The organism is Nostoc sp. LEGE 06077, assembly GCF_015207705.1.
GTDB lineage: Bacteria > Cyanobacteriota > Cyanobacteriia > Cyanobacteriales > Nostocaceae > Nostoc_B.
On record NZ_JADEWI010000044.1, the window covers coordinates 1 to 19,863 of the forward strand.

The following is a 19,863-nucleotide window of genomic DNA, read 5'->3' on the forward strand; positions in this document are numbered from 1 at the left end:
TTTTTAGGTAAAGATTCTCCAGCAATAGTTAATATTAGAAACTTTGTAAATTGTGGCTATTTTAACTTCTCTAACCTAAAAGAAAATAACCCTTCATTATACCAGAAAATATTTATGCAAGAGTTCTTAAGGCAGCTGCATCATTGAACAGGGTTTCTCCTTCAACAATGGTAGAAAGCCGAGAGGGTACTGGTATTTCTTTAAAGACAGCAATCATTGAAACCGTATCAGTGTTTGCTAAAATCACTGCTACAAATAAAGCAGGTATCCAAGTTAGTCCCAGCACAAATTTTAAGAGAATGGCAATAATCGCACTGGAAAGCACAGCTCCTGGCCCAGCCAACAGGGCAATTGGTTTAAACGTGCTGCGTAGGCGACTAACATCTGTATTGATGCCAGCTTCAAAGATGAGAATTGGCAGGAAAAGATTCAAAACTAGGGATGGGTCTAAACCAATGCGACGAGACAATAACTCAGTGATGGGTAGACCAGCCAACACTAAACCTGTGACATAAGGGACTCGTAACCGACGTGATAGTAGCGCTACACCAGTGGCAACAAGCAGGAGAATAATTGAAATATTGACTAATTCGGTAACATTCACTCAAACACTGAAAATATTAAACGACATTAATCATGATAAGCCGCGATCGCGCCAGGAAGTTGCTCAACATTATTGGCTACTGAAGGCCTAGTTCTAAACGATTAACAGACTTTACCAAATCGTGTTTATTTGCTAATTTTATTCCTTGGCAAAAGTAACTCAATCAACCACCAGAGGTGCGGACATAAATTTCTTGACCTTGGGAATTATAGATCACTATGGGTAAGTTAGCATTCTCACTAATGACGGTGAGAGCTTCTTGCAAAACTTGCCAGTGACTATTTGTATTAGTTGTAGAATCTGGATTTTCCGGATTAGCTGTTGACAACTCACCTTGAATCGCTTGTTCATATTCAGGTGTAGTTTTAACAATAATTCCGGTGTAATTTAAAGTAAAAGTGCAAATGCGAATTTCCGCATTACAAGTTTTATTTAAATCAACGCGGGTTTGTTGCCAAGTATTCATCAATTCGACTTTGGCTTGCGCTTGCTTAAGTCCTTCAGAATAAGGTGTAATTAAACTTTGGGCTTGGGTGTAATACAAGCTATCTTGGGAAACATTTTTAGCTGTTTGTACAGCTTGTTCCCAATATGCGGCGGCGGCTTGCCATTGGTTGAGTTTTTCGTAGTCTTTGGCTTGTTTAGCAATGCTAAGTGCTTGTAAGTAGCTTTTCGCCGCTAATTGTTCTAGGGTAGCGCGATCGCGTGACCTAGCTAATTGTGGTCTATATTCAATTAACAGCTTTTGTGCTTGGGGATAAGCGGGACTAGTCTGAGGAATTATACTCAAAGCGCTGACTGCAACTTGCCAAGTAGACTGTACCTTTTGCAATTCTCTTAAGGATTTAGCAGAAGTTTGCCACTTCATCGCTACACTAGCTACCCCCTTAGCGGCTGTCAGTTTTTTCAGCCATTGTTCTTGAGCAAGTAACTGCTTATTAACAGTTTGCAAATTAATTCGATACTTCAGTAATTTGGGCTGGATGAAATTATAAAGTTCGCTATTGGGATTGACTGTCTCTAATGGAACGATAGCTTGTCGCCATAGGTGTTGTCTCGCTTGTAATTCCTCTAAACTACTTGTGGTTGTTTGGTCTTTTTGTTCAGCCGCCGCACCTGCTTGCAAAGCTGTCACCACTTGGTTAATTTTGTCTGACTGTGTAGCCAAGCTAGTTTTGAGTTCTTCGGCTTGTTGGTGACGAGGAGACCAATGAGGAATAACATTCAATGCAGCGCTAGTCGTCTCTAGTTGTTGTTTGACTCTGACTAATTCATTTTCTGACTTAGCACGATTCATCATTTGTCTCGATTCCGTTTTGAGTTGCTCCGCAGTTTCTATCTCTTTGCACTCAAACATCACACAAGGCCGAGTTAGTAAATAACCACCTACCCCAAAAACAATCATCACTAGCAAACCTGCACCCAGCCACAGCGGCGAGACGACTAACAAACGTTTGCGATGAGTTGTACTTAAATCTGGTGCATCCTCTAGGGGATCATAAGGTGTTTCGGCTTCTGGCTCTTCTAAAATTTCTGCAATAAATGCCGAATTGATATTTGTAGCCCCAGAAAATGAGTCCCTGGCTGGAAATGAAGCAGAATCACCAAAGTCTTCTGTATTCCCAATTTCCCAAATCCCCAAGTCTTCTTCTTTTTGCTTAATAGTGATTAAACGCTTGGCATAGGGAAGTTTTTCACTGGTCAGTCTGAGAAAACATTGTATCCGTTGCTCCCTGTAGGTTGGTAGGGACTGGAGTGTATCCTCAAGCACTGCAAATACTTGTTCGATGTCAACTATCATACCGGCTGGATGTTGAATCAGAATCATCAACTCGTCTTTGTTGACAGCACACCTAATTTGGAAGACTTTACCCGATGGAACTTGTGTCAGAAGTTGTTCTTGCAAAGTTCTGGCTAACAGCTGTAAATCTTCCTGCTGGACTGCTACTTTCATAGAGCGTTCCCGCTGATTATCTATAATTGTTTTTTTATCTTTGAACGAAATAAATGAGTCGCTTGGGTTTTTTGAATCCAGATGCACAATTTAACCAACCACAACCAAAAATAAAATAGACCAACGTTCTAACATAGATTTTGACTGTTCTGGCGAAATCTAATATCAGTGATTATTCGTATTTTTATGAATATCTGTTTTTACCTGCGCGAATTTACGAATTCGGCTTGGAATCAAAATCTAGCAGTCAGAATTTACCAATCAGAATTAATTAGTAGGTAATTTATCCCTGCGACTAATTTTAGACCAATAAATTGGCAATTTAGCAAGGTCTTTCACTTTGTATTCATTCCCTATTAGTACAGAATTTATACTTAATTTTGTATCTTGACTTCTAAATTATCTTGAGAACAGAAGTAATTAAAAATCAAAAAATGGGAATAATAAAATTTTCCCCTTTAAATATAGTTTTTTGTGCCAAATAAATACTGTGTGCTTAATGTTTAACACACTCTTCAATTATTTGTTAACAGCCTCAAGTATCAGGAACCAGCAACAGCGATCGCCCTATTAGTGCCGTCGGTTGATAAGTCAAGTCTGAATGTTGTATTGGTTACAAAAATAGCTCAATTTATGAAAAAATACTCAGCCAGTGTTTTTGACACAACGCCTAATTTTGTTATATGCTGTCAATTTCACTGAGCAGATTGATCACATTATATAAATTTAGTTCTATAGGTTGATGCTAGAGATTCATTTGCGGCATTTGCTGAATTCGATAGAATTGATCCATCAAAAATAAATGTATACAGATGAACTAGACTTAATTCTGCAATTATGCTGCTGTAAAAAATAAACAACGGTACCACAAAAATACTTTTGGTAGTGGCAAAACAAGGTGCATAACAATGGATTTATTAGAATATCAAGTTAAAGAATGGTTTGGGAATATAGGTATTCCTGTCTTGCCTTCTCAAAGGATAGATCATCCGACAGATCTCAAACGCTTAAAAATTCGCTATCCAATTGTCCTCAAATCTCAAGTGTATGCAGGCGAGAGGATTCACGCTGGTGGAGTCAGGATTGTTGAAACAACTATTGATGCGATCGCCGCAGCCCAAACTATTTTTAATTTGCCAATTTGGGGCGAGTTACCAGAAGTTTTATTGGCAGAAACTAGATATGATAGCAAACAAGAATTTTATTTAGCAGTAGTTTTAGATACCGCTGTTTGCCGACCAGTACTTTTAGGTTGTACAGAAGCAAATATTGATTGGGAATCAGCCGGAGAGAAATTACAGTATGTGGTGGTGGAACAAGAATTTTCTCCTTTTTATGCGCGGCGACTAGCTTTAAAAATGGGTCTGCAAGGTGCGCTGATGCAGTCGGTCAGCAATGTTGTGGAAAAGATGTATGAGTTATTTATCCAAAAAGATTTAGATTTAATAGAAATTAATCCCCTCGCAGTCAATGCAGTGGATGAAGTAATGGCACTCAATGGTAAAGTCAGCATTAACGAACGAGCCATTGGTCGTCATCCAGAATTGGCCGAATTAGCCGCAAAAATTAGCACCCGTCACAGCAACAATAAACATAACAACAGGTTGAAAGACGGGAATGCTGGAGAAAGCCAAGGGAAAATCGGAATTTTAGGTAATGGTGCAGGTTCGATTATGGCGACCTTTGATTTAGTCGCCAGTCTTGGTGGTAAACCAAGCCATCCGCTGAATCTGCGACATGGTTTGTTGACGGATACTTTACCTACAAGTTTTGGCGATCGCCTCACTAAAGGTCTGAATCTCCTTGCTGCTGATAAAAGCATTCAAGTTATTCTGATTAACCTCCTCGGTAGTATTCCCCAAGCCGAAGCCGTCGCCCAAGTCATTGCCAAATTTATTCAAGATCATCATAGTGAGCCTGAACGCACTCATAGCAGCCGCAGTCGTCGGGAGTTGTCTGTGCCTCATTTGGTTGTCCGATTGGCTGGTGCGGAATTTAATGTGGCTAAAGATTTATTAGCCACCTTAGAAAACCAAGGTGAACTTGTATTGGTAGAAGATTTAGATGTAGCGGTAGCGCAAGCTGTTCGTCTAGCCAAACCAGCCACTTATCAATCTGTCAAGGTTAAAGGCTAGGACTGAAAATGATGAAGTGTGAATTCTGTTCGCTCTCGGCGTTCCCGTAGGGTAGGCTGAAATTTAATTTTCATACTTCATACTAGTCTGCGGCAAGCCGCTACGCGTCTAGATATTTCAAATTTCATACTTCACACTTTTTATGAACTTAACACCAGAGAGTAAAGTTATTATCCAAGGCTTCAGTGAATTTATCTCAGCAACTAATATTGTGCAAATGAAAGCTTATGGGACAAATTTAGTTGCTGGTGTGAATCCTGGTTGCGGTGGACAAACACAATACGATTTACCAGTCTTCGATTTAGTTGAAGAAGTGGTGGCGCAGTTTGGCACAATTGACACAACAATTATTTGTGTTCACCCTTACCAAGTATTAGATGCGGCTTTAGAAGCGATCGCCTCTAACATCCGCCAAATTATCATTATCTCGGCAGGAATGCCACCATTAGATATGGTGCAACTACTCCGCAAAGCCGAAGCTTGTGAAACCTTGATAGTCGGGCCGAACAGTCCAGGGATTATCGTCCCCGGAAAAATTCTGTTAGGCACTCAGCCCAGCGAATTTTATACCCCTGGTTCAGTAGGAATTGTCAGCCGCAGCAGCACCTTGACCTACGAAGTCGCCAGGGAATTAACCAAAGCTGGTTTGGGACAATCAATTAGTGTCAGTATTGGTAGCGATGCAATTGTCGGTTCATCGTTTTTACAATGGCTGCAAATTCTTGATGAAGATGAAAATACAGAAGCGATTGTGTTAGTTGGTCAACCCGGTGGTGGTAGCGAAGAAGCCGCAGCGCGATATATTACGGAGGCGATCGATAAACCAGTAATTGCTTACATTGCAGGTAGACAAGTCCCACCAGTCAAAAATTGGCAACAAACTGGCACTTTAGCCGCAGTTATTGGCCGTGATCCTAATTTTGGTACAGCCCAAAGTAAATTAGCAGCATTAAAAGAAGCAGAAGTTCCTGTAGCCGACCGTCCTTCCCTAATTCCTGAGTTGGTCAGAAATGAGTTAAAAGTCCTTACTGTTGGATGATATGCCAGGAGGCAGAAGGCAGAAGGCAGGAAAAAAGTCTGATTATTCCTGGCATTCAAGCTTTCAAATTGTCCTCACATATCTGACGACTGCTATAGCGATCGCACCACTCACTCAGTCGGCAAAACTTTAATTGATCTTAAATCTCCAAAACAGTCAGCTTCATTTCAGGAAAAATAGGAAATGATTAAGTATGGAGTTGTAGTGTTATAGATCCCATTTACTTTTAAATACCCGTAATTATGATGATGTAGCCAAAAATTACTTTCTGACTTTGACTACAAAATTTTAATTAAACATAGAGATAGGCAAGGTAAAAATACCACAGTAAGTTTTCTTGCCGCTGCTCCTTTGCCTTTTCTTCTATCTAGGGAAGTAAGCTAAAATTCAAGCATATCAAGCATTTCCCCATTAAAAATATCTTATGTTGGAGACTTTACAAACTCAAATTTACACACTCGAACAATTTGCCAACAACCTAGTTGCTAACCAACTCACACACCTGAGTTTGTTGAGTGTCGGCATTATTTTTCTGGCTGGCTTACTCACTAGCCTGACTCCCTGTATGTTGTCGATGCTACCCATTACTATTGGCTATATCGGCGGCTATGAAGCGAAAAGTCGCCTGCAAGCAGCAGCCCAGTCAACTTGGTTTGCCTTGGGATTAGCAACTACCCTGGCTGGTATGGGCATCATAGCTGGTTTAGTCGGCAAAGTCTACGGACAAATCGGAGTGGGTTTGCCAATTATTGTGAGTATCATCGCCATTATTATGGGGTTGAACCTACTCGAAGCATTGCCCATACAATTTCCTTCTTTGGGCGAGACTAATTGGATTTCTTCAGATTTACCGCCGGGAGTACGTTCTTATTCTATCGGCTTAACTTTTGGCTTAGTGGCTTCTCCTTGTAGCACACCTGTTTTAGCCAGTTTATTAACTTGGGTTGCCAGCACACAAGACTTAATTTTAGGCGCTGTTTTGTTAATTTCTTATACAGCGGGATATGTTGCACCATTAATTTTGGCGGGTACTTTTACCGCTGCGATCAAAAAACTGCTGGAATTGCGTCGTTGGTCTGGTTGGATTAACCCAGTCAGCGGGGCGCTTTTGGTAGGATTTGGTGTCTTTTCATTAATTTCTCGCATTCCTTTTGGCAGTTTGTAACTCATGACTTTAGATAATTCAGCGTCCACAGAATCAAGTTGGTTGTCAGCACCTTGGCGCTTTATGCGTCAGGAGGTTTTACCTGTACTGACAAACTTAAAATTGGCGATCGCCTTATTCTTAATCATTGCTCTGTTCAGTGTTAGTGGTACTGTAATCGAACAAGATCAGCCAGTAAGTTTTTATCGCACTAACTACCCAGAACACCCGGCTTTGTTTGGTTTTCTGACTTGGAAGGTCATCTTAATCATTGGGTTAAACCGTGTATATCATACTTGGTGGTTTAACGCATTACTCATCTTGTTTGGTAGTAGTCTGACTGCTTGTACTTTCACTCGTCAATTACCAGCCTTAAAAGCTGCTCAACGTTGGAAATATTACGAAGAACCCAGACAATTCCAAAAATTAGCTTTAAGTGCAGAATTAGATACAACTTCTTTAAATTCGCTCACGCCATTATTGCAAAACCGTCGTTATAAAATTTTTCAAGACAAAGATAATGTCCTCTATGCCCGGAAAGGAATAGTTGGACGGATTGGCCCAATAATCGTGCATATTGGCATTGTCACGATTCTTTTGGGGGGGATTTGGGGGTCAATGACGGGATTTACCGCCCAAGAAAGGATTGCTAGTGGCGATACATTTCAGGTACAAAATATCCTGAATGCTGGCCCTTGGGCAAATACTAAACACTTAAAAGATTGGTCGGTGCGTGTTAATCGTTTTTGGATTGACTATACGCCCTCTGGTAGTATTGACCAATTTTATTCAGATATGTCTGTTTTAGATAATGACGGGAAAGAAGTTGACCGCAAGACAATTTTTGTTAACCAACCTCTGCGTTATCGTGGCGTAACTTTCTATCAAGCCGATTGGGGAATCTCTGGTGTCCGGTTCCAATTTAATAATAGTCCTGTATTCCAACTGCCAATGGCGACGTTGAATACTAGTCCTCAACAAGGAAGGCTTTGGGGAACTTGGCTCCCGACTAAACCAGATTTGAGTGAGGGTGTGTCTTTAATCGCCAAAGACCTGCAAGGCATGATGTTAATTTATGACTCCAAAGGTCAGCTAATTACTACGGTGCGTTCTGGTATGGCAACCGAAGTCAACGGTACAAACTTAAAAATATTAGAAATTATTGGTGCCACAGGCTTACAAATCAAACGCGACCCAGGCATCCCAATTGTTTATGGCGGGTTCGCCATTTTGATGGCAGGTGTTGTGATGAGTTACTTCTCCCACTCGCAAATTTGGGCATTGCAAAAAGGCGATCGCTTGTATGTAGGTGGTAAAACTAATCGCGCTCAAGTTGCTTTTGAAAAAGAAGTGTTGGAAATTTTGGATGGGCTGAATTCACCGTCAACAGCAACAGTGGGGTAGAGGTTAACTTGTTATTGTCTTAACTAAAGACTTCTCCACTTAATAAACAAGCACATTAAGTTTAAAGGCTGAATAAATATAGTGATTTTCTCTGTATTTTCACTGTAATTATTCAGTTTTTATGTTTTTTTGTCATGAAGAGCCATATTTAAAATCCTTAAAACTCCAGCCAATACTTGTTTCTCAGGCTTTCATCTAGACAAACTTATAGATATTTCTCTTATTTTCTAACCCAATACATATAAACCAGGCCTCAATTAAGTGAAGTACCTAATTTAGTTCTCAAATCTAGGCAGAGAGATGATCTTATATCTTGCACCATTCTCAATAACCATAGGTTGGGCAATATCCACAATGTAGAAATCATGTTTTAAGCGACTTTTCAGCATTGCCTACCTGATTTTAATTGTCATAAATTAGCTGGTTCAGGATAGAACCTAATTCTGAATTCTGAATGCCAGTTGCTCTACTGGGAGAAACCATAAAACCTCACAAACTTTTCCTAACTCCTAAATTTTGATGTATTTACTCTAGTATTTTTTTCACAATTCCTTTTTTCAGGGGCTAGAGTAAGCTTTTATTTGATATCTACTTTATAAAAAATCTTCTGGTATCAGAGGTATAGACTTTTATTTACTGTTGTTTTGATTAATTAATATGATAATTTCATTACTACTGAGATGAAAATTATTTTCTCAAGGCCGCCAGCTAAGATTATATGTATTTCCACTAGATATGGATAAAAAACACCTATTTAAAATTACATTTAGCGTCAATTTATGTTATTTATGAACTCTTATAACATTCGTTTATAAAGAGTTAACAAAAACACATTTTAACTATAGACGTTATAAATATTCTTGGGGTACAAATGACTTACCCGAAAAAAAGTAGCTCCACTACAACCAGTGTTTTCCAATGTTTATCAAGTTAATGATTGAGATTCCATTACTTGATGGACAGAAATCAAAACTTAGTTAATTGCGTATCAATATTTAGGACAGACATGAATAAAATTCACTTTGGGCTGATTGCTGCTGCTACTTTAACTTGCACATTTTCCGGTATGGCTTCAGCAAGTGCAACAACTACCAATACTACATCTACAAAAGTCACTACTATCCAAGAAGCCATTAAAGAAGCGCCATTGGCTGCTAAAAAAGCGAAAGAAAGCGTAGATGCACTCAAAAAAGCAGAAGATACACTGACAAAAACTACGCAATCTGCTACAAAATTAAAACAAGATTCTATCAAAGTATTAAATTCTGCTGAACAGACATTTCAAAAAGCAGATGCAGATTATATAGCATCAAAAGCAGCCTATGATGCGGCTAACAAGACTTTAACTGATACAAAAACAGTCTATGATGCGGCTAACAAGACTTTAACTGATACAAAAACAGTCTATGATGCGGCTAACAAGGCTTTAACTGATGCAAAAGCTACCCTAGCAGCGGCTAAGACTCAGGCGCAAAAAAATTTAGCACAACAAGCTGTTAATAACGCTACTACAAGTTTTAATACTGCGAATACCAAGTGGAGTGAAGCAAAAACTCAGTTTACGACTGCTACTACCAAACTGAATGATGCCACAGGCAAGTGTAACTCTGCAAATAGTAAGCTAAATGACGCTACAACTAAGCGCACTACAGCTGAACAAGCCAGAAATAAAGCCAGTGAACAAGCAAAAACTACCACTGAAAATGCCGATAATTTGGTTAAAGATGCACAAGATTCGAGAAATCAAGCTAAATTAACTGCGGACAATGCAGCCAAGTATTCTGTACAGGCGCAAGAAGCAGCTAACAAAGCGAGTGACTGGAGTACAATGAAGCGACTCACTGTCAAAGATAGATCAGAGGATACAAATTTTCTATCTATACTTCCCCAGTTCCAAGCTTTAGTGCAGAAAGAACGTGTAGCTATCTCCGCAGATAAAGTTCAGGCACAAAAAGTAGACTTTACTCAACTATTTCTGACACAAAAACACAACGTGCGTGTTTGGTTCCTCAATGAAGGCGCTACCTACAAAAACCAATTAGCGTACGAAGCCATTAGAGGTGAGAAATACGATAAAGGTGTGGCTTTTGAAAATATCTCTTGTAACAGCACTAGAAATAAGTGCGAAATAGGAGAGAAAGATGGTGTATTGGATAGCGGTGATTTTGTAGATTTGGGTAGTTTCAAAGCTGGTACACAGCTGAATTTCTTACTCAAAGCTGACGGCTATAGCCAAACACCGAAAAATGGCGATATTTATGGTGCCGATGCGTCTTTAAACCCTGATGGTTTACAACACTTAATGGCATGGAAAATTGGTAATTACTTGATGATGGGTTTTGAAGATTTACGCAACGGTGGCGATAAAGACTATAACGATGCGATGTTTGTTGTTGACTTTGGTAAAGACAATTTCAAAACAGCGGCTGTACCAGAACCTTCCGCTACACTGCCAATTTTAGGTTTAGGTGCATTAGGAATGCTGAAGTTACGCCGCCGTCGTCGTCGTTAATAGCTGATAAATTTCTTGAATCTTCTTGGCAATATCTCAATTATCTGTAAGGGTGCAAGTTATTGCACCCTTACATTCTGTATTTGTCACATTCTGGTTTAAAACAAAACTACTATGATGGCTTGATATAAATACAGAAGCGTTGTTATTTATCTGTCAGGGGTTTAATTTGCTGGTGCTTTTTGGTGCCGTACTTCAATAACTGTATGCACGTTTCCACGGGGAGCAAAATCTGCTTTAACGGTAATTTCTAGCGGATCACAAGCTGCAACCATATCATCTAAAATTTGATTGGCAGATTCTTCGTGGGAGATATAGCGATCGCGGTAACTGTTAATGTAAAGCTTGAGGGCTTTTAATTCTACTACCCGTTCATTTGGTATGTAGGTAATATGAATTGTGGCAAAGTCAGGATAGCCGGAAAACGGACACTTACAGGTAAATTCTGGCAGAGTTATGTTGATATCATATCGTCTGCCCACTCGCGGATTAGGAAAGGTAATTAAATTACCTTCTGCAATATTGCGTTCACCATACTTTACTTCTGATGTATCATGCGTCATTAGTCCTTAGTCCTTTGTCATTAGTCATTTGTTACCTCAACCATAGTACAGCGCCGCTTAAATCTAGTTACCATCTAAAAATAGGCTAAAAGCTGATCAAACTTTGCCTTGTGTACTACTCTTGTTCCCAGTCAGGACAGTTATGATCATCCCAACCGTGGGGATGCATGGCACAGACTAATAAATTACCACTATAAACTTGACCGTGGTAGTTTGTACAACCTATGCAAGCCGAATTTTGGTCGGGTGTAGGTTCTACTGAATAAGGAAAACCAGGATCTGTATCTGCAACTATATCTTCTAGTTCCCAATACATTTCTAAGAAGGGTGCAGATATCTCTTCTAAGTATTGTTCTACTTCAGCGGCGATGTTATTTTGTACTTGTTCCGTCAATTCTTCTGTAAGGTCAAAAAAGCTATCAACCATGTCATTCATTCCTTGAAAGAAGTTTTCTACTTCCTCAGCCACTATTTCCACGATTCCCATTAAATCTTTTTGCCATTCTTCCATAAATTTGACGCTCTTACTGGCTATAAAATTAGGATGCTAAGAACCACCAAAATTGCAGTACATTAATCCATTCTAGGCAATGTATGTGATCAATTTCTTGGGTTTTGCAGTAACTCCTATGTACTATTTACGCTGGGTGGGAAGGTTAAACCTGCTGTTTATGAATCGCGTTGCAGTTTTTTTAACTCTTCTTGCAGTTTTAGTACTTGGTCACGCAAGCCATCCACATTTTCAGTTGCTGTCTCTTTTACAGTTGGCGCTTCATCTTCCTCTAGGATTTCGATGCGACGAGGTTCAGAAGGTGTTGTTTTTTCTGCGGTGTCAGCAGGACTTGGCGGCTGTTGCGCTTGCGTCATCATATCTTCGACGAAGCGGCGGGCTTCTTCTGTGTTCATTTCGCCCCGCGCTACCATTTCATCTGCCAGTTTTTGGACTTGCGATCGCAGTTCGGCTAATTTCCCTCCTGCTTTCTCACCTGCGTAAGAAGCCAAGCCAACACCGAGGTAAAAAGCTTTTTGTACAATATCTCCAAAACCAGGCATCGCTGCTGATCGCTCCTACAAAATAGGGCGACCCGGAGACTACGCCTACTACAAGCATCCCGTGTTGCTGCCACCTTCCGGTTCTGACAAGGTTTAGGCGTTGCAGTCGCATAGATCCAGGTCTAATAAAATAGTAACACGAAAAGTCAGTAAGTGTGATCTATTCAAATACTATTCTCTATTCGCCAGGTTAGTATTTGATAAAGTCGGATATCCAAAACCAGGGGTTGCTAATATTAATGGTTTCTATCTAAAAAATAGGGTGACCCGGAGACTACGCCTACCACAAGCATTCTGTATTGCTGCCACCTTCCGGTTCTGACAAGATTTAGGTGTTGCATCTGCATAGATCCAGGTCTAATTAAATCTTACAGTAAAAACCGGTAAGTTTTTCCTACTCGACAATAATTTTCCATTCGTAAAGCTGGTAGTTGACACAACCGTTTTGTACTAAGGGGTCAAGGGCTATTATGGCTTGGGCTTCCTCCAGAGAAGCGGCTTCAAACAATAACATCCCGCCGCCCATTTTTGCCCAATAGCCTGTTTTAGCTTGATGCCCTTTGGCAATTAAATCTTGCACGAAGGCTTTGTGGGCGGGTACGTATTGATCAAAAATGGTTTTATCGACTTGACCAGACTCTATCTTGACAAACCACGGCATTTTGCTACGAACCTCATAGGAGCAAGAACTAGCTTCCATCAGCATAAAGCTTTTGAGAGACGTGGCATAGCAACGTCTCTATTTCGATATTACGAAGCTTTTGCGTGTTTCTGTTTAGTCAATTGTAGTGATTGCTGGCGTTTAAGTGCTGATACTACGCCGAAAGTGCCGACAGCAAGTAAGCTCAAAATAGATGTAGGTTCGGGAATAGAGATAATTCTGGCTGAAAAAACAACGGCTAATTCACTATCTTCTGTTCCCAAATTTCCAGACCCTGACACAAATGGCGGTGCTGAAAAAACCTCTAAATAACTCGGTGTGGGCAAAAAACTAGCAAAAAACGGACTAGCATAATTTCCTGATGATGTGGAATAACCAAAACCGTCACCTGTTAACTGCTGGCTATTCAAACTAATTAAATTGTCCACGTTAAAAGGTTCGTTGCCAGGAATTGGAGTCCCCGTAGGTTGCAAACCAGTAATTGTTTGATTATTACGTGTGCCACTGATTTTCCAAATCTCGTAAAAACCAGAATTGTCAGGAGTGTCATGAGTAATGAAATTACCGCTTGCTGTTATACCAGAACCAAAATAACTCCATTCCCAATTTAAAGTGGCAGCAGAGACAGCTTGCATGGTTCCGAAAACCAATCCCGAAACAGTCAAGGCTGTAGTAGATAGTAGAGCTAGATTTTTCATAAAAATAGTTGGGGGTAGATGCGTAGCTGTAAAGCCTGGCTGCGAAGGGATGAATCGTTCCCTGGCTAATGCTGAAGCTTTTTGTATAGCTTCGCTGAGAATGACGCAGATATTTCACCCGAAAGGCTTATGGCTAGACATCAAAAACTTTGTAGGTTAATTGATATTGGAATCTTCAACCAATGGCAGTTTAACATCAAAGATACTTGGTTTATCCGTATAGTAATTACTCGATTTTTAAATTAAACGGTAAACGAGCATAAATTCCGTTAGGATCATTCATGCTTTGAAATACTTCCAATTCTTGTTGCAGTTTTTGGAATTCTGCTGTCAGAGGGTTAGCGGCTTTGACTTGTTGTCCCGGAATCTTTAAAGCTGTACTGGCTTCTTCAGCTTTGCCAAACAAAATTTCGTTTAAACTGCTTTCTTTGGGATATTCTTGTAACTGCCAATCGTTACCTAAATTTGCTTGCTTGGCAGCGTATTTGACAGCAGCATTGAGTCCACCGATTTCGTCTACTAAACCAATTTGTTTAGCTGCTACACCAGACCAAACCCGTCCTTGGGCAATTTCTGCGACTTTTTGTTCTGGTAATTTCCGACCTTGGGAAACTTTATTGAGAAACATATTGTAAATACGGTTCACACTGCGCTGATAAAGTGCTAGTTCTTGGGGCGATTTGGCACGAGAGACAGTTTGAGTATCAGCATAGCTGGCTGTTTTGACGACATCCCAAGTGATGCCGTTATCATTGGCTAGTTTTTGACCGTTGAAGAGGATGCCAAATACACCTATGGAACCAGTAATTGTATTCGGTTCGGCAAAAATGCGGCTAGAATCACTGGCAATCCAGTAACCTCCAGAGGCAGCCACATCACCCATAGATACTACTACAGGTTTTACCTGATGGGTTAAGCGGATTTCTCGCTGCATGACTTCGGCGGCTGTCGCACTACCACCAGGACTATTAATTCTTAAGACAACGGCTTTGATATTTTTATCTTGCCGGATTTTGTTGAAGATTTTGGCAAAGCGATCGCCTCCTACTTGTTCATCATCACCGTTACCATCGACAATTTCACCTTCGGCATAAACTACGGCGATTTTTTTGCTGGAGTCCTGTTCAGCACTCAGGGATTTTTTGATGAATTGGGCGTATTCTAGAAGATTAATTTGGCGGAAGGTTTTATCGTTTTGATCGCTATCTGTGAGTTTTTTTAAATCGGCAACTACTTGATCATGGTATGCCACTTGATCTACTAGACCATTAGTTTTGGCTGCGGGTGCTTCTAATATTGCTTGATCATCAGCGATCGCCTGCAATTTTTGCGGGTTGATTTTCCGGCTTGCACCTACTGTCGTCCGCCACTCACTCCACACATCATCTAGCAATTTCTGTGTTTGTTCGCGGTTTTCTGGACTCAGTTTGTTGAGAATAAATGGTTCGACTGCGCCTTTAAATTTACCAACTCTGACAACCTGCACACCAATACCAAATTTCTGCAATGCGCCTGCTAAGAACATCTGTTGGCTGCTTAAACCATTGATTTCTATTGCACCCAAGGGATTGAGCGCAATGGTATCAGCTACGGAACTGAGGTAATATTCTTTCTTCCCCCAGTCTTGACCATAGGCGACTACTTTTTTCCCCGCCGCCCGAAATTCTTCTAAGGCTTTGCGAATTTCTTTGAGGGAAGCAAAGCCCAGGTTACTACCTGCGCCATTTGTTCCATCTAAATATATACCGACAATTTTCGGATCTTGTCGGGCTTTTTCTATCACATCCAGAACTTTGCGGAGTGTGATTCGTTCTTTGTCGTTACCTGATAATGTTTTTTGTAACTCTTCCCCCGCACTAGGTTCTCGATCGGTAATATTCATCGATAAGTCAAAAACTACTACAGACTTATCTTTAACTACTGGTTTCACCTCTTGAGAACCAGCGATCGCAAATAGCAATAATAATAGTCCTGTAGTCCCAATCCCACAGAAAATAAATAGACCTAGTAAGCTGCCGATTAAACTGGCAACGGTTTGTTTGAGAAAATTATTCATTAGTTAAGCAATTTTAGATTTTGGATTTTGGATTGTCCCCCCAGAGAAATCTGGAGACATTCAGTATTAAGAAATTATTTGTTAATAGTGATTGTTGGTGAGCTATTTGCTACAACAGCGCCACTAATTTCTCAAAAAGTGTTGCGTATTGAATACTACCTCTACTTCTTGCCTCCTACCCCCTGCTTTATCCTTCTTATTGTATGCGGTGTAAACTTCCAGAATGTTTTAACTGCTGTAAGTTAGCGTTACCAGTACAAAATAACACTGTGACAATTTCTGCGATTAAAACTTCTACTAACTCAGAGATGGCTGCTTCTGATACTACGGCTGCTTGCAAAAAAGGCATAGCTAAACCGGCGATATCTGCACCTAAAGCGATCGCTTTGGCTACATCCAAGCCATGACGCAAGCCACCAGAGGCAATTAAGGGAATCTGCGGTGCGATCGCCCGCACACCTGTAATACACTCTGCTGTTGGTATCCCCCAATCGGCAAATGTCGCACCTAACCTTTGTTGTAAGGCATTTTCTGCCCGTTCACCTTCCACTTTCGCCCAAGAAGTTCCCCCTGCACCAGCAACATCAATGGCTGACACCCCAGCCGCAATCAGTTTTTCTGCCATTGCACCAGAAATGCCATTGCCTACTTCCTTGGCAATCACCGGTACAGACAATTTACTGCATAATAATGCTATCTTGTCAATTAAACCCCGGAAATTCACATCGCCTCTAGGTTGAATGCACTCTTGCAGAGGGTTAATGTGCAGAATCAACGCATCAGCTTCTAGCATATCGATGATTCGCAGACATTCGTCTAGACCATATTTATAGTTCAGTTGCACAGCACCCACATTAGCCAACAACAGCACATCTGGTGCATATTTGCGGATAGCAAAAGTATCCACCACCTGCGGTTTTTCTACCGCCACCCGTTGAGAACCAACACCCATCGCCAGTTTATAGTGTTGAGCAACTTCGGCTAAACGGCGATTAATTATTCCAGCTTCTTCGGTTCCTCCAGTCATCGAAGAAATTAATAATGGCGCTACTAGATACTTGCCTAAAAAATTTGTACTGATATCAATATCCTGACGATCTATTTCTGGTAAACAATAATGGCTAAAACGATAATTTTCTAATCCATTGGTGATTTCGCGGCATTGAACATCTTCTTCTAAACAGATACGAATATGATCTGCTTTACGCGACTGAGTTTGTCCGGGATTGCTAGTAGAGGCTTTCACTGGTAGGTATGACTCAAAGCTGTTGTCATAACTATTCTAGGGCTTAGACAAAAAGGTTAGAGCAGGTGATAGGTTACAGGTTAGAGGTTACAGGTTATGGGTGAATTCCCATCAATCATTTAGGAATGGAGAAGGGTTTATGGGTGTGCAGAAGCCATACACCTTCACACCGTTCGGCTGACGCTCACACGAAGCCCCTCAACCCAATCACCACAAAAAACTTGGTGTGTAAGTCCTAAATCTATTTGTGCATCAAGATTTTGAATGTTAATATGAAACACTGAGGATACAAAATAGCATTCTTGTATACAGAAGTACAAATTATGGCAAAACACATTTACTTAAACTTCTGGGCTAGAGTTCCTAATAGGTTGTTAGCACATCGTCTGGCAGTAACTGTGTTGACTTTTGTATCACCTTTGGTTGTCAGTAGTATAAGTTATAAAACTTTGGCACAAACGCCCAATGGGCAGAAAGTTGATCAGTTAATCCAAAGTTTTAGCAACGAAGATTTATTAGAACAACTGAATACTGCGACAACTTTAGGCAACCTCAACAATAGAGAGTTTAGTAGTGAAACATTAGAGAAACTCAAGCTTGCTTTAGTAAACCCTGATTGGCGAGTGCGTAGCGGTGCGGCCTTAGTGTTGTCTCAAAAAGGTGGTGTGATAGTTAAAGATGCTTTACCTACCTTAGTTAAAAATCTTAAAGACGAGAATTGGTTTGTCCGCAGTAGTGCAGCTAGAGCTATTGGTAACATCGTTGCTGAAGATATTGGTGATCCCAATGGCGCAAATACAGTAATTGAATCTGCGAAGTTTTCCAGTTACTTGGTTGATGCGCTGCAAGATGCGGATTTTTCGGTGCGTTTTAGTGCGGCGACAGCTTTAGTCAAGTTAAATACTAAATCGTCGTTTATTGTATCTCGCCTGATTTCTAATCTTAGTAATACTGACGATCCCCAGACTCGGCTGACTAATGCAGAAAACCTCAATACAATCAGTAGTGAAGTTGCTCCTATTCTGCCAAATATTGGCAAAGCCCTGCAACATGGTGAACCATCGGTGCGGGGACTCGCTTTAGAAACGATTGGTAGTATTGGCACAGATACTAGTGCAGTTATGCCTTATTTGAGCCAAGGTTTGCAAGACCGAGACTCGACAGTGCGGAGCAAAGCGGCTAGAGCTATTTTGAAAATAGTCACAAATCTGCAAGAAAAAGCTAGGGCAAATTTCGTTACTACATCAGATTTTAATGCAATAGATGACCTCCAAAACATACAGGTAATTTTACAAAACCCAAGCAATCATTTTTATAACAATGAAAAAGAAAGCGTTAGTTTAGCTATTAATGCTCTGCAAGCAGCGCGTAGGAATAGATAATATCTAGTTAAGAATGGGTGTCAGGGTGTCTCCTAAACCCTTTATTTTTCGTTTTTTTGCATAAGTCCTGATATAGCAGGGGACAGGTAGTAGGTGACAGGTGACAGGGTTAAAAGCTTTGTGGTGTCTAAGTTTTATTATTGATCGATGTCCTAAGCAACTTGGCTACTGTTATATCAATTTGTTAACCTTCACGGGGATTTTTTAACTACAAGATATGCGACTTTTTTGCAAAGTCGGATATCTGAGTATCTCAATTTTCACCCAAGAGCGATCGCTCAATAGTCATCTTCTGCTAATATTTCCCAGAGGCACTACTAGGTTGGGGTTTGTTGACTCCGTGGAGTTTGATGAAACTATCAAAGGCGTACCATGCCAAAACATACCAAGGGATGATTTCTAGTTGCAAACCTTTTATTAGCAACTGTCGCACAGATAAACATCCCAGTGCTAAGGGAAATATTAAGCGTAAATCAATTACATTATTTGTGGCTCTTTCCACTCTGTCGTTTAAGTCATAGACAGCATTAGCAACGGTAGCGGCTGCATCGGAGTGGCTTTCGTTAGTAACGTCAGCGAAAATTATGCCGATATCTTTGAGCGTAGCTACGACATTTTGCCAGCTTTCATCATTGCGATCGTGGTGAATGACAATACTGCCATTTTGAATGTTACTGCTTACCTGGCTAATGTTGGGTTGAGCATCCAACATCTTCACAATGCGTGTTATTTCCCCGACTTGACGATGGGATGGCGCTATTCTTAAGCGTAGTCTGCCTGGGGTATCGCTAATAATTTTTGTAGAGATAGGTTGGGATGGCGTGTTCAAGGCTGCTGCCTCCACAACTTTAGGCATCATAGTTACATTACCATGACTATTTGTCAACACATCCATCCTCCTGAATAATCTTTGAATGCTATTGAGTTTTGTTTACCTACATCTTGCACCAGTACCTTGAGTGCAATTAAAGTCAGGTGGGCAATCCTGAAAAGTTGGTCAAAATCAGATTTTGACGTTGTAGACATTGCCCACCCTATAGTTATTGAGAATAATGCAAGATATCAGTCTGGAAGCTTACGCACCATTATCAGATGTGTTGTCAACTGGAGTACCAGCAGCTTCAAATAATGGGGTTTCTCTATCTTCTGCGATTTCGGCTTTGGCTTCAGCTACGATATCTTCCCAGGTTTCGCCTAGTTCCGCAAAGGCTCCTTTGCTTTTTTCGTAAGCCAAAATTCCGCCTTTGATGATGGACTTAGCAATGGGTTTACCAATTCCCGCGACAACAGGAATCAGAACAGGTGCGAGGAGGACTGCACCGATACCAGCGATAATTCCAGGAGCGCCAGCATCTTCAACAAAATCAGTAATTTTCGGCATAATCAAGTATCTCCAGTTGAATTGAAAAATT

The 19,863-nt window shown here is 40.6% G+C and carries 16 protein-coding genes, 1 other RNA gene and 1 pseudogene; 6 read left to right on the forward strand and 12 right to left on the reverse strand.

Annotation, left to right across the window (positions count from 1 at the left end):
* Positions 1–127: 127 nt before the first annotated feature.
* Both IQ244_RS22870 and IQ244_RS22875 read right to left on the reverse strand, forming a co-directional pair.
* Positions 128–604, reverse strand: a pseudogene (locus tag IQ244_RS22870) (cation:proton antiporter); the annotation flags it as partial.
* A gap of 163 nt (positions 605–767) precedes the next feature.
* Entirely contained in the window at positions 768–2,558 is a 1,791-nt protein-coding gene (locus IQ244_RS22875) for a hypothetical protein (protein WP_193898277.1), read from the reverse strand.
* A 908-nt stretch (positions 2,559–3,466) separates the two neighbouring features.
* Here IQ244_RS22875 and IQ244_RS22880 point away from each other — a divergent pair.
* The 5 genes from IQ244_RS22880 to IQ244_RS22900 all read left to right on the forward strand — a co-directional run bounded on the left by IQ244_RS22880 (position 3,467) and on the right by IQ244_RS22900 (position 10,792).
* Positions 3,467–4,693 (forward strand): succinate--CoA ligase subunit beta, encoded by a 1,227-nt coding sequence (locus IQ244_RS22880; protein ID WP_193898278.1) that lies wholly within the window; start codon positions 3,467–3,469, stop codon positions 4,691–4,693.
* A 142-nt stretch (positions 4,694–4,835) separates the two neighbouring features.
* Entirely contained in the window at positions 4,836–5,732 is an 897-nt protein-coding gene (locus IQ244_RS22885) for a succinate--CoA ligase subunit alpha (protein ID WP_193898279.1), read from the forward strand.
* A gap of 424 nt (positions 5,733–6,156) precedes the next feature.
* Entirely contained in the window at positions 6,157–6,897 is a 741-nt protein-coding gene (locus IQ244_RS22890) for a cytochrome c biogenesis protein CcdA (protein WP_193898280.1), read from the forward strand.
* Positions 6,898–6,900: 3 nt separating this feature from the next.
* Positions 6,901–8,280: a cytochrome c biogenesis protein gene (locus IQ244_RS22895; protein ID WP_193898282.1), complete on the forward strand. Its 1,380-nt coding sequence runs from the start codon at positions 6,901–6,903 to the stop codon at positions 8,278–8,280.
* Between the two features lie 1,006 nt (positions 8,281–9,286).
* A complete protein-coding gene (locus IQ244_RS22900; protein ID WP_228059086.1) occupies positions 9,287–10,792 on the forward strand; it encodes a DUF4114 domain-containing protein in 1,506 nt (501 codons plus the stop codon).
* Between the two features lie 164 nt (positions 10,793–10,956).
* Here IQ244_RS22900 and queF read toward each other — a convergent pair whose 3' ends face one another.
* From queF to fni, 8 genes are all read right to left on the reverse strand, one after another.
* The gene (queF, locus tag IQ244_RS22905; protein WP_193898286.1) at positions 10,957–11,355 is read right to left on the reverse strand and encodes a preQ(1) synthase; all 399 of its coding nucleotides are present in this window, start codon (positions 11,353–11,355) and stop codon (positions 10,957–10,959) included.
* A 115-nt stretch (positions 11,356–11,470) separates the two neighbouring features.
* Positions 11,471–11,866, reverse strand: a complete 396-nt coding sequence (locus IQ244_RS22910) for a hypothetical protein (protein ID WP_193898288.1) — start codon at positions 11,864–11,866, stop codon at positions 11,471–11,473.
* A 158-nt stretch (positions 11,867–12,024) separates the two neighbouring features.
* Positions 12,025–12,408 (reverse strand): phasin family protein, encoded by a 384-nt coding sequence (locus IQ244_RS22915; protein WP_193898290.1) that lies wholly within the window; start codon positions 12,406–12,408, stop codon positions 12,025–12,027.
* Between the two features lie 26 nt (positions 12,409–12,434).
* Positions 12,435–12,531, reverse strand: an RNA gene (gene ffs / locus IQ244_RS22920) — signal recognition particle sRNA small type.
* Between the two features lie 271 nt (positions 12,532–12,802).
* On the reverse strand, positions 12,803–13,069 hold the full coding sequence (locus tag IQ244_RS22925) for a YciI family protein (RefSeq protein ID WP_193898292.1): 267 nt from the start codon (positions 13,067–13,069) through the stop codon (positions 12,803–12,805).
* Positions 13,070–13,158: 89 nt separating this feature from the next.
* Positions 13,159–13,767, reverse strand: a complete 609-nt coding sequence (locus tag IQ244_RS22930) for a PEP-CTERM sorting domain-containing protein (RefSeq protein ID WP_193898294.1) — start codon at positions 13,765–13,767, stop codon at positions 13,159–13,161.
* Positions 13,768–13,993: 226 nt separating this feature from the next.
* Positions 13,994–15,823: a signal peptide peptidase SppA gene (gene sppA, locus IQ244_RS22935; RefSeq protein ID WP_193898296.1), complete on the reverse strand. Its 1,830-nt coding sequence runs from the start codon at positions 15,821–15,823 to the stop codon at positions 13,994–13,996.
* A gap of 196 nt (positions 15,824–16,019) precedes the next feature.
* A complete protein-coding gene (fni, locus tag IQ244_RS22940) occupies positions 16,020–17,069 on the reverse strand; it encodes a type 2 isopentenyl-diphosphate Delta-isomerase (RefSeq protein WP_193898298.1) in 1,050 nt (349 codons plus the stop codon).
* Positions 17,070–17,392: 323 nt separating this feature from the next.
* On the opposite strand from fni, the gene IQ244_RS22945 reads away from it, so the two are divergent.
* Positions 17,393–18,451, forward strand: a complete 1,059-nt coding sequence (locus IQ244_RS22945) for a HEAT repeat domain-containing protein (protein WP_193898300.1) — start codon at positions 17,393–17,395, stop codon at positions 18,449–18,451.
* Between the two features lie 295 nt (positions 18,452–18,746).
* Here the strand turns inward: IQ244_RS22945 and IQ244_RS22950 are convergent, their stop codons facing one another.
* Positions 18,747–19,340 carry an HMA2 domain-containing protein gene (locus IQ244_RS22950; protein WP_193898302.1) on the reverse strand — a complete coding sequence of 198 codons (594 nt, stop codon included), beginning with the start codon at positions 19,338–19,340 and terminating at the stop codon, positions 18,747–18,749.
* A 186-nt stretch (positions 19,341–19,526) separates the two neighbouring features.
* Complete coding sequence (locus IQ244_RS22955) at positions 19,527–19,832, reverse strand: DUF5132 domain-containing protein (RefSeq protein ID WP_193898304.1); 306 nt, start codon at positions 19,830–19,832, stop codon at positions 19,527–19,529.
* Positions 19,833–19,863: the final 31 nt, after the last annotated feature.